Annotated in this window: 12 protein-coding genes; 6 read left to right on the top strand and 6 right to left on the bottom strand. The window is 67.6% G+C overall.

Annotated elements, in window-relative coordinates; translation table 11 throughout:
• The first annotated feature begins 217 nt into the window (after nt 1–217).
• The 5 genes from BLT60_RS08675 (at nt 218) to BLT60_RS08655 (ending at nt 6,493) form a co-directional block, all read left to right on the top strand.
• Complete coding sequence (locus tag BLT60_RS08675) at nt 218–1,762, top strand: ABC transporter ATP-binding protein (protein ID WP_090876025.1); 1,545 nt, start codon at nt 218–220, stop codon at nt 1,760–1,762.
• Nucleotides 1,759–2,838: an ABC transporter permease gene (locus BLT60_RS08670; RefSeq protein ID WP_090876024.1), complete on the top strand. Its 1,080-nt coding sequence runs from the start codon at nt 1,759–1,761 to the stop codon at nt 2,836–2,838. Before BLT60_RS08675 ends, BLT60_RS08670 begins: the two co-directional genes overlap by 4 nt.
• A gap of 340 nt (nt 2,839–3,178) precedes the next feature.
• Nucleotides 3,179–4,120, top strand: a complete 942-nt coding sequence (locus BLT60_RS08665; RefSeq protein WP_090876023.1) for an ABC transporter permease — start codon at nt 3,179–3,181, stop codon at nt 4,118–4,120.
• Nucleotides 4,121–4,223: 103 nt separating this feature from the next.
• Nucleotides 4,224–5,513 (top strand): amidohydrolase family protein, encoded by a 1,290-nt coding sequence (locus BLT60_RS08660; protein ID WP_090876022.1) that lies wholly within the window; start codon nt 4,224–4,226, stop codon nt 5,511–5,513.
• Between the two features lie 155 nt (nt 5,514–5,668).
• Nucleotides 5,669–6,493, top strand: coding sequence for a 23S rRNA (adenine(2030)-N(6))-methyltransferase RlmJ (locus BLT60_RS08655; protein ID WP_090876021.1), 825 nt, complete (start codon nt 5,669–5,671; stop codon nt 6,491–6,493).
• Nucleotides 6,494–6,673: 180 nt separating this feature from the next.
• Here the strand turns inward: BLT60_RS08655 and BLT60_RS08650 are convergent, their stop codons facing one another.
• Both BLT60_RS08650 and BLT60_RS08645 read right to left on the bottom strand, forming a co-directional pair.
• Nucleotides 6,674–7,672, bottom strand: coding sequence for a Gfo/Idh/MocA family protein (locus BLT60_RS08650; protein WP_090876020.1), 999 nt, complete (start codon nt 7,670–7,672; stop codon nt 6,674–6,676).
• An 84-nt stretch (nt 7,673–7,756) separates the two neighbouring features.
• Nucleotides 7,757–9,313 carry a PAS domain-containing sensor histidine kinase gene (locus BLT60_RS08645; RefSeq protein ID WP_139167785.1) on the bottom strand — a complete coding sequence of 519 codons (1,557 nt, stop codon included), beginning with the start codon at nt 9,311–9,313 and terminating at the stop codon, nt 7,757–7,759.
• A 234-nt stretch (nt 9,314–9,547) separates the two neighbouring features.
• Between BLT60_RS08645 and BLT60_RS08640 the strand changes: the two genes are divergently transcribed.
• Complete coding sequence (locus BLT60_RS08640) at nt 9,548–9,778, top strand: hypothetical protein (protein ID WP_090876018.1); 231 nt, start codon at nt 9,548–9,550, stop codon at nt 9,776–9,778.
• Between the two features lie 39 nt (nt 9,779–9,817).
• Here the strand turns inward: BLT60_RS08640 and BLT60_RS08635 are convergent, their stop codons facing one another.
• The 4 genes from BLT60_RS08635 to BLT60_RS08620 all read right to left on the bottom strand — a co-directional run bounded on the left by BLT60_RS08635 (nt 9,818) and on the right by BLT60_RS08620 (nt 14,079).
• The gene (locus BLT60_RS08635) at nt 9,818–11,161 is read right to left on the bottom strand and encodes a metal-dependent hydrolase family protein (protein WP_090876017.1); all 1,344 of its coding nucleotides are present in this window, start codon (nt 11,159–11,161) and stop codon (nt 9,818–9,820) included.
• A 111-nt stretch (nt 11,162–11,272) separates the two neighbouring features.
• Complete coding sequence (locus tag BLT60_RS08630) at nt 11,273–11,779, bottom strand: GNAT family N-acetyltransferase (protein ID WP_090876016.1); 507 nt, start codon at nt 11,777–11,779, stop codon at nt 11,273–11,275.
• Complete coding sequence (locus tag BLT60_RS08625; protein ID WP_090876015.1) at nt 11,776–12,813, bottom strand: MBL fold metallo-hydrolase; 1,038 nt, start codon at nt 12,811–12,813, stop codon at nt 11,776–11,778. Before BLT60_RS08625 ends, BLT60_RS08630 begins: the two co-directional genes overlap by 4 nt.
• Before the next feature lie 150 nt (nt 12,814–12,963).
• A complete protein-coding gene (locus BLT60_RS08620) occupies nt 12,964–14,079 on the bottom strand; it encodes an NAD(P)/FAD-dependent oxidoreductase (RefSeq protein WP_090876014.1) in 1,116 nt (371 codons plus the stop codon).
• Between the last annotated feature and the right edge of the window lie 4 nt (nt 14,080–14,083).

Raw genomic sequence — 14,083 nt, 5'->3', positions numbered from 1 at the left:
TTCGAGGCTCCGCTGCGCGGAGCACCTCAGGATGGCGAGGGAAGTGCACTCCACGAGCCCTTGGTCGCCCACACCAACGTCGCCATCCTGAGAGCTTGCCCCCGGCTTGATCGGGGGTGCTCGCCGCATGCGCGGCGAGCCTCGAAGGACGCACGACCGTTACCGTCACCACCGCCCCCCCTGACCAGCATCCACCGACCGGGGAGGCACCCCCACCATGCCTGACCCCCGCCCCATCGTCCTCCGCCTCCAGAACATCACCAAGCGCTTCGGCGCGCTGACCGCCAACGATGCGATCGACCTCGATCTCGGCCGCGGCGAGATCCTGGCGCTGCTCGGCGAGAATGGCGCCGGCAAGACCACCCTGATGAACATTCTCTTCGGCCACTATGTCGCCGACGAAGGCACGGTGATGGTTGCCGGCGATGACGGCGTCCTCGCGCCGCTCGAACCCGGCTCGCCGGGCGCGGCGCTCGCCGCCGGCATCGGCATGGTCCACCAGCATTTCACCCTCGCCGAGAACCTCACGGGCCTGGAGAATATCGTCCTCGGCACCGAGTCGATCTTTCGCCTGTCACGGCGCACCGGCCCGGCCCGCCGCAAGATCGGCAAGGTCATGGCCGACTCCGGCCTGACCGTCGATCTTGACGTCCCCGTCTCGCGGCTCACCGTCGGCGAACGGCAGCGGGTCGAGATCCTCAAGGCGCTCTATCGCGATGCCCGCATCCTCGTCATGGACGAGCCGACCGCGGTGCTGACGCCCCAGGAATCCGACAGCCTGTTCGTCACCATGCGCGCCCTTGCCGCGCGCGGCCTCGCCGTCGTCTTCATCTCCCACAAGCTCGGCGAGGTTCTCGCCATTTCCGATCGCATCGCCGTCCTGCGCGGTGGCGCCAAGGTCGGCGAGATGGTCACCGCCGACGCCAACCGACGCTCGATCGCCGAGATGATGGTCGGGCGCGAGGTACCGGCAAGCCGGCGCGTCGCGCGTGAGCCCGGTGCCGTCCTGCTCGAACTCGCTGGCGTCTCCGTCGCCGGCGCCCATCGACGCACGCTGGTCGACGCCAGCCTCGCCGTCCGGGAAGGCGAGATCGTCGGCATCGCCGGCGTTTCCGGCAACGGCCAGGCGGCGCTCGCCGCCCTCGTCGCGGGTCTGGAACGACCCAGCGGCGGCGCCATGCATCTGTTCGGCGCGCCCGTCACCCGCCACGACCCCGGCCATTTTGCCCGCGCCGGCATCGCCCGTATTCCCGAGGACCGCCACCACGACGGCGTCGTCGGCGCGATGACGGTGGCCGAGAATGTCGCGCTGGAGGAATTGCGCCAGCCCGGCTTCCAGCGAGCCGGTTTCCTGCGCTTTGGCGCGATCCGGGCGCGGGCCGAGGCCGCCATTCGCGACTACGATGTCCGCTGTCCCGGGCCCGACACTGCCGCGCGGCTCCTCTCCGGCGGCAACATCCAGAAGCTGATCCTCGCCCGCGTCCTCGACCGCCAGCCCCGCCTGGTACTGGCCAACCAGCCGACACGCGGCCTTGATATCGGCGCCCAGACGGAAGTCCACCGCCGCCTGCTGGCCGCGCGCGAAGCCGGCGTCGGCGTCATTCTCATCTCTGAGGATCTGGACGAACTGACTGCGCTGTCCGATCGCATCGCGGTGATGACCGGCGGCCGGCTCAGCGAGACCATGGCCGCCGACACCCTCGATCGCGGTACCCTCGGCCTGATGATGGCCGGCCACCGCGACGAAGAGGAAGCGGCATGATCCGCTTCGAGCCCCGCCAGAACCTCTCGCCGGCGCTCGCCATCGCTGCGCCGGTTGCTGCCGGCTTCGTCGCGCTGGCGCTGGCCGCGATCCCCCTCGCCTTTGCCGGCGCGCCGATCGTCGAGGCCTATCGCCTGATGGTCGAAGGCGCCTTCGGCTCGCTCTTCGCTTTCTCGGAAACCTTGACCCGCACGACACCGCTGATCCTCACCGGCCTCGCCGCGGCAGTCGCGTTCCGGGCACGGCTATGGAACATCGGCGCCGAGGGCCAGCTCTACGCCGGTGCGCTGGCAGCGGTCGCGGTCGGCTCCGGCCTGATCGACGGCCCGCCGATCGTCATGATCCCGCTGGTGCTGCTTGCCGGCGCGCTGGCCGGGGCGCTCCTGATGCTCGGGCCGACGCTGCTCAAGCTGAAATTCGGCGCCGACGAGGTGGTCACCACGCTGCTGCTCAATTTCGTCATGCTGCTCTTCGTCCAGATGATGCTGGAAGGCCCGCTGCAGGACCCGATGAGTCTTGGTTGGCCGCAATCCGCGCCGATCATCGACTCCGCCATGCTGCCACCGCTGCTCGGCCGCATGCGGGTCCATTCCGGCCTTCTGATCGGCCTTGTCGCGGCGGTCGCCGTCGCCATCATGATGCGCCGTACCGTCTGGGGCGCCGAGATCCGCGCCGTCGGCGAGAACGCCCCGGCCGCCCGCTATGCCGGCATCCCGGTCACCGCCACCATGGTCCGCGTCGCGCTGATCTCGGGCGGGCTCGCGGGCCTGGCTGGTGTTGGCGAAGTCGCCGGGCTCAAGGGCTACCTGACCTCGGACCTGTCGCCCGGCTTCGGCTATGCCGGCATCGTCGTGGCCATGCTGGCCGGCCTGTCGCCGCTCGGCGTTGTCGCCGCCGCGCTGTTCATTGCCAGCGTCTTCGTCGGCGCCGATTCGATGAGCCGTGGCCTCGGTGTCTCGAGTTACCTCGCCGATCTCATTGTCGCCCTGTCGCTGCTCTGCGTCCTGATCGGCGGCTTCATCACCCGCTTCCACATCCGCTGGGCCGGTCGCGCGGCCAGGACGGTACGGCCATGAAAACTCCTTTGCGCCGAAAGGTTTGCGCGCCCCACCCTCCTCTCCCATGGGGAGAGGATACGAAGCCTCGCGCGCCCCGGGCGCGCCAAGGCGAAGTTGGTGAGGGGCGAAGCCTCCTCACGAAGGGCACCCTCCCTCCTCTCCCATTGGGAGAGGACAGTGGAGCACGATCGCTTGCGATCGATGCGGAGCTTGGTGAGGGGCGACGGCTCGAAGAAGAAGGAGCTGCGGACAGGTCTCGCCCCTCACCAAGCTCGCCTACGCCCCGCTTCGCGGCGCAAGTCTCGCTATCCTCTCCCCATGGGAGAGGAGGCGCCCCATACCGGTCGTCGCCATAGCCATGGAATTCCTCGACATCCTGTTCACGGCGAATTTCTGGGCGGCGGCGATCCGGATCGCCACGCCGCTGATCTTCGGCGTTCTCGGCGCCCTGATCTGCGAGCGTGCCGGTGTCCTCAATCTCGGCATCGAGGGCATCTTCACCGCCGGGGCCATGGCCGGCTGGATGGCGGTCTGGCTCGGGGTCGACCTGTGGACCGGCGTCCTCGTCGCAGCCCTGACCGGCGCGCTCTTCGGCTTGCTGCATGCTGCGCTGACCGTGCCGCTCGGCCTGTCGCAGCATGTCTCCGGCATCGGGATCACGCTGCTTGCTTCCAGCCTCAGCTATTTCATCTACCGCACCGCCCTGCCCGACGTGACCTCGCCGCCGCGCATCGAACCGTTCCGGCCGCTCGATATCCCGGTCCTCTCCGACATTCCCTTCCTCGGCCCGGCGCTGTTCAGCCAGACCGCCTTCACCTGGCTCGCCTTCGCCATGGTGGCGATCGTCGCCTGGGTGCTCTACCGGACGCCGCTCGGCCTCGCGATCCGCGCCGTCGGCGACAACCCGGATTCCGTCGATGCCCAGGGCCTCTCGGTCTATGCGCTGCGCACCGGAGCGGTGGTCGTCGGTTCCGCCCTGATGGCGATGGGCGGCGCCTTCCTCACCATGTCGGCCTTCGACGCCTTCTTCTTCGGCATGGTCAACGGCCGGGGCTGGATCTGCATCGCGCTGACCGTCTTTGCCTCGTGGCGGCCGGGCAAGGCGCTGCTCGGTGCCCTGCTCTTCGGCGCCTTCGATGCCTACCAGGTCCGCCTCCAGACCCAGGTCGGCGCCTTCCTGCCGAGCCAGGTCTTCCTGATGCTGCCCTACCTCTTCGCCATCGTCGCGCTGGTCCTCGTCGCCCGCCGCGCCGAATACCCGCGCGCTTTGCTGGCCCCGTGGTTCAAGGGCGCGCGGTAGAGCGTTTTCAGGAAAAGTAGCTTCACTTTTGCGCCCGGAAAGAGCGAAAAGACTATGCGCGGCGCGAGCCGCGTCAGCGAAGCGTCAGCCGGAGAACCTTCCCATGTCCCTCGACCTCATCATCCGCAACGCGGCGCTTCCCGATGGCCGCGCCGGTGTCGACATTGCCTGCGAGGGCGGCCGCATCACCGCCATCGAAAAAGGCATTACGGCGGAGGCGGCGCGGGTCATCGATGCCGGCGGCCGGTTGGTCTCGCCGCCCTTCATCGACTGCCATTTCCATATGGACGCCACCTTGTCGCTCGGCCTGCCGCGTCTCAACAAGTCCGGCACGCTGCTCGAAGGCATCGGCCTGTGGGGCGAACTCAAGCCGCTGCTCACCCACGAGGCGGTCGCCGAACGGGCGCTGCGCTACTGCGACCTCGCCGTGGCGCAAGGCCTGCTCGCCATCCGCACCCATGTCGATGTCTGCGACGATCGCCTGCTCGCCGTCGAGGCGCTGCTCGATGTCCGCGAGCGCATCGCCCCCTATATCGACCTCCAGCTCGTCGCCTTCCCGCAGGATGGCTACTACCGCTCGCCCAACGCCGCGAAGAACCTCGACCGCGCCCTCGACCTCGGCGTCGACGTCGTCGGCGGCATCCCGCATTTCGAACGGACGATGGCCGACGGCGCGGCCAGCGTCGCCGCACTCTGCGAGATTGCCGAGAAGCGCGGCCTGATGGTCGACATGCATTGCGACGAGAGCGACGATCCGCTCTCCCGCCACATCGAGACGCTGGCCGCCGAGACCACCCGGCTCGGCCTGCAGGGCCGCGTCGCCGGCTCGCATCTCACCTCGATGCATTCGATGGACAACTACTATGTCTCGAAGCTGCTGCCGCTGATCGCCGAGGCCGACATCCAGGTCATCGCCAACCCGCTGATCAACATCGTCCTGCAGGGCCGCCACGACACCTATCCCAAGCGGCGCGGCCAGACCCGCATCCCCGAGATGCGCCCGCACGGCATCAACGCCTCCTTCGGCCAGGATTGCTGCATGGACCCTTGGTACTCGCTGGGCAGCGCCGACATGCTGGAGGTCGCCCATATGGGCCTGCATGTCGGCCAGATGACCAGCCGCGAGGCGATGCGCTTCTGCTTCGACGCGGTGACCGTCAATCCGGCGAAGGCGATGGGCCTCGACGGCTACGGCCTTGACGTCGGCTGCAACGCCGACATGGTCGTCCTCCAGGCCGCCGACCCGATCGAGGCGATCCGCCTGAAGGCACGCCGCCTCGCGGTGGTGCGCCGCGGCAAGGTCATCGCCGAGACCCCGCCCCAGATCGCCACCCTCTCCCTCGACGGCCGCCCGCCCACCGTCGACCCGGCCGCTTACGCCCCGCCGGTCTGAGGACAAGCCCGACCGCATCGGTCGGAAAGAGTGGCCCCGGGCCTTTCCAGAAGAAGTGTGCCCAATCGCTGCCCGGAGAGAGCGAGCCCGAGCGTTTCCAGGAAAAGTGTGCACACTTTTCCGTCCGGAAGAGCGAGCAACAAAAAGACCCCACCATGAACTACCGCCACGCCTATCACGCGGGCAACCACACCGAGGTGTTCAAGCACCCGGTGCTGGTCATGCTGCTCGAACATCTGCGCAGGAAGCCGAAGCCGTTCACGGTCATCGACACCCATGCCGGCATCGGCCTCTATGACCTCGCCTCGATCGAGGCCGGCAAGACCGGCGAGGCGGCCGACGGCATCGCCCGCATCATCGACGCGGACATGTCCGCAGCCAGCGGTTATCTCGACATCGTCCGCGGCCTCAACCCGGATGGCCTGAAGGTCTATCCCGGCTCGCCGGCCCTCGTCCGCGCCCTGCTGCGCGACGACGACCGGCTGATCGCCTGCGAGCTTCATCCTGACGATGTGAAGCTGCTCCGCCGGACCTTCCGCGGCGACCCGCGCGTCGCCGTCCATGCCCGCGACGGCTACGAGGCGATTGGCGCCTTCGTCCCGCCGCCGACCCGGCGCGGCCTCGTCTTCATCGACCCGCCCTACGAGGCCCGCGACGAGTTCGAGCGCCTCGCCGACGCGTTGAATGCCGGCATCGCCAAGTGGCCGACCGGCATCTTCGCCGCCTGGTATCCGGTCAAGGACCGCGCCGGCATCGACACCCTCCGCCGCTGCTACGCCCCCGACAATCCGCCGACCCTGACCTGCGAATTCCTGCGAACCCCGGTCGACGGCGAAACCCTGGCCGGCGGCGGCCTGCTGATCTGCAACCCGCCCTACGGCCTCGGCGCCAAACTCGACGCGCTCTGCCAGTCGCTGCGAAAAACGCTCGCCCCGAAGACCGGCGCCTTCGCCCTCGACTGGTGGATCAGGGAACGCTGACAGGGTCTGCCCTTCACCGCGTAGACCCTTCCGGACTGGCGGCCCCAACTGACGGAGCTTTTCGGTTCGGCCGTTCCCAAGCACCATCCCTCCCCGAACCGGGGAGGGGGGACCATCACGCAGTGATGGTGGGTGGGGTTCTCCGCCGACCGCACCGCGACCCACGAACACCTCCGACCGTCAGTCGTAGAGTCCCGGCCGATCCGCCATCGTCACCTCGGTCGTCGCCCCGCTCTTCAGCGCCGCCAGCCCCGCCTCGGCCACGGCGGTCGCCGCGTAGCCGTCCCAGGCGCTGGCCCCGGCCGGTGGCCCGCCCGCCGCCGCATCGATCCATGCCTGCAGCTCGACCCGGTAGGCCTCGGCAAAGCGCGGCCGCCAGTCCGCCGGATGGCCGAAGCCGTCGTGGCGCGCCTGGCGCAGCGTGATGTCATGCGGCGGCGTCAGCGTCGCGGTGCCCTTCTCGCAGACCAGTTCGCCGCGCACGTCGTAGCCGTACTGGCAGTTGACGAAGACCTCGACGGTGACCACCACGCCGTCGGTCATGTGGAAGAGCAGGATCTGCGGATCCTGCATCCTGGCCAGGCGCGTCGGCCGCGGCGTCACCACGGTGACCCGCGCCACGTCGGTCCCGAGCAGCCAGCGGGCGATATCCATCTCGTGTACCGCCGTGTTGGCGATCATGTTCTCGGAGGTGGTGTAGGAGGCGGCCGTCTCGTTGCGATGGACGCAGTGGAGCATCAGCGCTTGGCCGAGGTCGCCGCTGTCGAGCGTCGTCTTCATCGCCACATAGCCCGGGTCGAAGCGGCGCATGAAGCCGACCTGCACCAGGCGTTTGCCCAGCGCGGTTTCGGCCGCGATGATCTCGAGGCATTCGTCGGTCGTTAGGCCGAGCGGCTTTTCGCAAAGCACCGGCTTGCCGGCGGCGAGGCAGGCCAGGACCAGCGGCTTGTGGGTCGGGTCCGGCGAGGCGACGATCACCGCGTCGACCGCGTCGTTGCCGATCACCGCCTCGGCATCGGCGACCACCCCGCCGCCATACGACGCGGCCACCGCCTCCGCCCTTGCCCTGTCGGCATCCGAGACCGCGACCAGCTCCGCCCCGCCGACCGAGGTCGAGAGAATCCGCGCATGGTCGCCGCCCATTACGCCGGCGCCGATGAGTCCTACCTTGATCGTCATGGAAATTCCTGGTTCGAGCGGCGGGCCGCGGCCCTGTCGCCCAACCATCGTCATGCCGCGCCGCAGCGTCAAGCCGCCAGCGCGTTACTTCTGGACGAGCGGCGCACCCTGCCCGGTGATCGATTGCAGCGGCAGGGCGCAGTTGACGACAAGACCCTCACGCCGCCAGTCCCGCGAGATCGTGCCGCCCCATTGCCGCTCGACGGTCGCGACGACCAGTCGCGAGCCGAAGCCCTCGCGCGACGGTTCCTCGACCGGCGGCCCGCCGCTCTCCGCCCAGGTCAGGGCATAGTGACCGTCGCCGTCGCGACGTCCGGTGATCGCCACCCTGCCGCCGCCATCGGAGAAGGCGCCATATTTCACGGCGTTGGTCATCAGCTCGTAGAGCAGCAGGCTCATCGTCTGGACACCGGACGGGCCAAGGTCGACATCATCGACCTCCAGCGTCACCGAGCCGGCGTCCGACTGGCTGCCGATCACCATGGAGAGCAGCGCGCTGAGCGCGACGCCGGTGCCGTCGGCGTCGGTCAGCAGGTCCTGCGCCGCCTCGATCGTCGCAAGCCGCCCCTCGAAGCGGTCGACATAGTCCGCGACGTTGCTGGCGTCGCGGCCGGACTGGCGGGCAAGCGAATGGATCACCGCCATGTTGTTCTTCATGCGATGCGACAGCTCGCGCATCAGCATCGTCTGCCGGTCCCGATAGACGACGCGCCCGATGGCCGACGACAGGATGTTGGCGACCGACTGGAGGAAGTTGACATCGTGGCCGGTGAACTGGCGGCGGGCGCTGGTATGCGCGCCGAGCACGCCGAAGGCACGGCCATCCTCCTGCCGGATGATGACGCTGAGACCGCTGGTCACCTTGTGGTCGAGCAGCAGGCGCGGCCCGCTGAACCGCGTTTCCGTCGCCAGATCCTCGACGATGACCGGCTCATCGATCGACAAGGTGTAGCCGGCCTGGGACTCGCGGTCGGTCCCGACACGCGCCTTGCCGACAATCCCATCCTTCCAGCCGATCCCGGCGCGGAGGTGGAGATCTTGTCCATGGGAGCTGAGCTCCAGCACCTTGGCGAACTCGACGTTGAGGCCTTTCGAAAGCAAAGCCACCGCCTGGTCGAAAAGGGCGTCGAGATCGTCGCTGCTCATGGCCAGGATGCCGAGCTCGGACAGGGCTTCGAGCTGGACGAGGCGACGGTCGCGCTCGATTTCGGCGGCTTTTCGATCCGAGATGTCGACCATCATGGTGATCGTGCCGATGATCGCGCCGTGTTCGTTGCGAAGCGGCGTCGGGTAGGAGAGGAGCGCCACCCGCGTCCCGTCCGCCCGTTCTACGGCAATCTCCTCGGCGGCAATTGCCTGGCCGGTCTGGAGGGCTCTTGCGGTGGGAGATCTGTCGTGCGGCAACAGCGCGCCATTGGCCGTGAAGAGCCGATGAGGGCCACACCAGAATCGCTCGTCTCCGACGGGCTCGCGCCCCCACAACGTCACGGCGGCATGATTATAGAGGTCGATGCGGCCGTTGGCGTCCGTCGTGTAGATCGCAGCGGGCAAGGCCTCGATGACGTCGAAGAACGGAAGGCTGCTGATCGGCCGCGCCAATGTGCCCTGCAGGGTCGCTCCGATGTCGTGAACGCCTTTCATTTCTGGGTCTTTCTCCTCGCCGTCGGCACGCCGCCCCTCTGCCTGCTTCAATCAATATAGATCAATGCCATCCCGCCGTAGAGCCGTCGCTGACGCAACTGGCGGCCATGCAACGATGACTGCCATCACCGCTGGTGGCTGAGAGACCCTTCTTGCAGTCACTTACTAACAGTTTATATTTGTGGCTTGGCCGTTTGCTTGCCTGGAGCAGAGGTCGATGTGGGAGAAGCGGCGATGAACCGGTCGCGCGATGAGCGGTTGCAGATCATGTTGAGCCCTGCCGAACGCAAGGCGATCGACGACTGGCGATTCAGCGCGCGGATGCCGAGCCGCGCCGCCGCGGTCCGCGAGCTGCTGCGCCGCGGACTACTTGCGGAAGGGTTCGATATTGCCGAGGATTCCTCCCGGTCCAACGACTTCGGGGTGCTCGGCAACCAGCAAGGCATCGCATCGGGCGACGACTGAAAGCAGGGCGCCCCGCTGCCGCTCGACAAAGCCTGGCAATCAGTTGCTTACGGCATTCTTGTAGATCCTGCCGTCCTTGATGATGACGTCGAAATTCGCGGCCGGGTCCGCTACCAGCTCCAGCGTCTCGAGGGGATTGCCGTCGACCAGGATAAGGTCGGCCAGTGCGCCTTCCTCGACCACGCCGAGTTTCCCCTGATAGGGGCTGCGCAGGCCGGACAGGGCGAGCAATTCGGCATTGTCGGCGGTCGCCATCCGCAGGGCCTCGGCCGACGTGTACCAGCGGGTCATCTTGGCCAGGAATGAGCCCTGCTCGGCCGCCTTTGCCGGATCGAACAGGATGTCCGTCCCCCAGGCGGTCTTGACCCCGAACTGCTTGGCGAAGCCGTAGGCCGTATCGGTGCCGTGCCGCACCTCCTGCTGCTTGAGCCAGTTCGACGAGCCGACCGCGAAGGAGGTCGCGTCGTCGACCGTGAACGGCTGGATGCTCCACCAGACGCCCGCTTCCGCCATCTGCCTTGCGGTGTCTTCGTCGACCAGTTGCCCATGCTCGATCGAGCGGACCCCGGCCTCGAGGGCCTGCCGGATCGCCCGCGGCGTGTAGGCATGGACGGCGACATAGGTTCCCCAGTTCTCGGCCGCCCCCACTGCGGCTTCCAGTTCGGGCACCGTGTATTCGGTCACGTCGATCGGATCGTAGTTCGATGACGAACCGCCGCCGGCCATCACCTTGATCTGCGACGCGCCAAGGGCGAGTTGCTCCCGCGAGCGCTTCCTGACCATGTCGGGGCTGTCGGCGATCTCGGCCGCGCCGATCCGTTCGGAATAGGAAAAGGCATCCGGCGCCGCCGGCAGGTCGGTCGGCAGGCGGAAATCGCCGTGACCGCCGGACTGCGAGATCATCGCTCCCGAGGGCCAGATCCGCGGCCCGGGCGTGACGCCGGAATCGATCGCGCGCTTGAGACCAAGCACCGGACCGCCCATGTCGCGAACGCTGGTGAAGCCGCGCAGCAACATCTCCCCGGCGGCCTTTGCCGCGACGATGTTGACGTAGCCGATGTCGGCGGTCAGCAGCGCCAGTTGCGGCACGTTGGACATCATCAGGTGCGTGTGGCCGTCGATCAATCCGGGCATCAGGGTCCGCCCGCCGCCCTTGATCACCGTCGTCTCAATCCCCTCGTCGGGCGTGATCGCCGACGCGGAAATCTGCTTGATGACATTGCCCTCGACCAGGACGTGCGATGGCCCCGACAGCGCCTCGCTGGTGCCATCGAAAATGCGGACATCCTCGAAAAGCACCGCGGAGGTCGCGGGTTGTTGCGCCGTCGCCGTCGACACCGCGAAGACGGAGATGGCGACAGCCATGCACGTACGAAAGAGCATCAGGTCTTCTCCTGTTTGGGACCGGCGAGCAGGACACATGTGTCGCTCGGCCTCGTGACAGTTAGAGGGCGATTGTTAAGAGAAGATCAGCGATCGGACCGGACTGCCCGGCTATGGGGCGGCATCGAGGATCCTGACGAGATAGCGCACCGTCTTGCCGCGATCGATGAGCTCGGCACGACCCATTTCGGTGAATCCCATCCGCCCGTGAAATGCGTCGGATCCCGGGTTCGGCGGCTCGGAATTGACCTCGCAGACGATCCGGTCAAAGCCGGTCGCCCGCGCCTTGCCGAAGAGATCCTCATAAAGGTGCCGCGCCAGCCCGCGGCCGCGATCGTCCGCCGCCACCACGATCCGGTCGACATAGACGAAGCGGGGCAGCCGCTCGCGAAACCACAGGAAATTCGGGCTGTCATAGGCGGCCGACTGATCGAAGGCGATCAGGAAAGCGGCGCCGCCGTCGACAACGGTCGCCGAGAAGGCGGTGGCGACCATGGAGTCCCAGCTTGCCGGCGTCAGCAGCGACGTCTCGCGCGCGTGATCGTTGTTGAGGTCGAGCAGGGCCGATCGGGTCGCCGCGTCGGCGCCGGCGATTGGCGCAATCGTCGGTGTCGTCATCCGGCGATCGGCGCCTCGGCCGCCTTCCACGCCTTGAGACCGCCCTTGAGGTGGCACGAGCCGGCAAGCCCGTCGTCACGCGCCGCCTCCGCCGCCATCGCCGAGCGTTCGCCATAGGCGCAGTAGAAAATCAGCCGCTTGTCGCTGGCCTTGACCAGTTCGCTCAACAGCCCGCCCGGTGCGATCTGTTCGTCGAGCGCGGGGTAAGGCACATGGACCGAGCCCGGTATCACGCCATGCCGCTCGCGTTCCGACCGGTCGCGGAGGTCGACCAGCACCGCGCCGCCGGTGTCGACCGCCCGGATCACCGCGTCGACATCGAGCGTCCATTGCCGTCGGTCGGGATTATCCTGGTCGAGGCCGAGTTGGAGGTTGGCCGGCACCGCGACATCCATCATCCGCGGATTGGGCAGGTCGAGATTGTTCATGATCGCCACATATTCGTCGAGTGAACCGACTTGCAGGCGCGGGTTGAACGCCCGCTCCTCGCCGATCGTCGACACCGTATCGCCCTTGTAGTCATGCGCCGGGAAGACCAGCGTTTCGTCGGGAAAGCGCAGGAGCCGATTGAAGATCGAATCGTATTGCGCTTCCGGGCTGCCGTTCTGGAAGTCGGTCCGTCCGGTTCCCCGGATCAGCAGCGTGTCGCCGGTGAACACCCGGTCGCCCATCGCGAAGGAGTAGGAATCGGCGGTGTGGCCGGGTGTGTAGATCGCCTCGAGGCTCACCCCTTCGATCGCCACCCGCTCGCCGTCGCCGACCCGCATCGACACCACGTCGACGCCGCTCTCCTCGCCCATCACCGTGATGCAGCGGGTCCGGTCGCGCAATTCGCTGAGACCGGAGATGTGGTCGGCATGGACATGGGTATCGACCGCCTTGACCAGCTTGAGGTCGAGCTCGGTCAGCAGTTTCACGTATCGGTCGACGCGCTCCAACACAGGGTCGAGGATCAGCGCCTCGCCGCCCTTCCGGCTGGCGATCAGGTAGGTATAGGTCGAGGACGTCGTGTCGAAGAGCTGGCGAAAGATCATCGGAGACACTCGCTGATAGTCGGGCGGAGTATATCACGGCAGTGCTCGCCGTGCGCCGGGGGGCGAGCCTGGAATGTGGGACAACCGGGGTGAGGCGATCGCGCCGCCCAATGAGCGTCTCGCGAAATGTCGAGAGGTGGACCGAGGGGCCTAGAGCATCCCGGTCTGCAGGCCGGCCGCGTCGAAGGGCGGGCTCCGGCCGGGATCGAAGGGCGACAGGTCGACCGTCGTCGCCCCGCCGTCGACGATCAGCTCGGCCATCGCCTCGCCGGTCGCCGGGGCGTTGAGGATTCCCCAGACGCTGTGGCCGGTCGCGACATAGGCGCCATCGATACCGGGCACCGCGCCGATCAGCGGCAGCCCGTCCTGGGTGACCGGCCGGAAGCAGGACTGCCGGGCGACGATCGTCGACGGCGCCAGGGCCGGCGCCATCGCGGCGCACATCGCCTCCAGCCGTTCGATCGCACCCGGATCGGGCGTCACGTCGGCCGGATCGACCGGCAGCGGGCTGTCATGGGCCGAGACGCCACAGACATAGGTCGTGCCGTCAGTGCGCGGAAAGATCTCCGGCGACGCCATCGCGCCGGTGGCTTCGCGATACTCGACGAACAGCGCGTCGGGCGGCAGTGCCGCGGGGGTATCGAAGACCAGGCTATGCCCTTTCAGCCCGTAGACGGCCGGCAGCGGCACCCAGGCGCAGGCGAGGATCGACCACGGCCCCATCGCCAGGACGACGACGTCGGCCTCGAGTGTTTTGCCCGAGACGGTCGCGCCCGTCACCGCCCGGCCGTCGTCCGAACGCGTCAAACCGGTGACCGTACCCCGTTGCACCACCGTTCCATGCCCTTCCGCGGCCTGTACCAAGGCCTTGGTGAAGGCTTCCGGATTGACCTGGGCGGTGCTCTCCGTCGATCCCAGCCGTGGCCCAAGCGCCACGGTATCGGCCACCCAGTCGACACCGAAGTCATTGGATTGCTTGCGTCTTTCGCCTTCGGCGGCGGCCGCCGAATAGGTCGTCATGCGGCGATAGCCATAATCGACGTCGATTTCCTTAGCCAGCTCAGCATGAAGCGCGAAACTCCGCCGCGCCAGATCCTGAAGCGTTCCTCCGTCACACCAGTCAAGTGCAAGGAATCCCCCGCTTTTTCCGGACGCGGCACAGGCGATTCCGGTCCGCTCGACGAGCGTTACCGCGATGTTTCGCCGGCTAAGGTAATAGGCAGTAGCCGCCCCGATCACCCCGCCGCCACAAATCAGAACCCGCATGCGC

Origin of the sequence: Bauldia litoralis (assembly GCF_900104485.1) — a bacterium.
Lineage (GTDB): Bacteria > Pseudomonadota > Alphaproteobacteria > Rhizobiales > Kaistiaceae > Bauldia > Bauldia litoralis.
The sequence above is the reverse complement of the archived record's forward strand: the minus strand, read 5'-3'. Positions and strand labels throughout refer to the sequence as shown.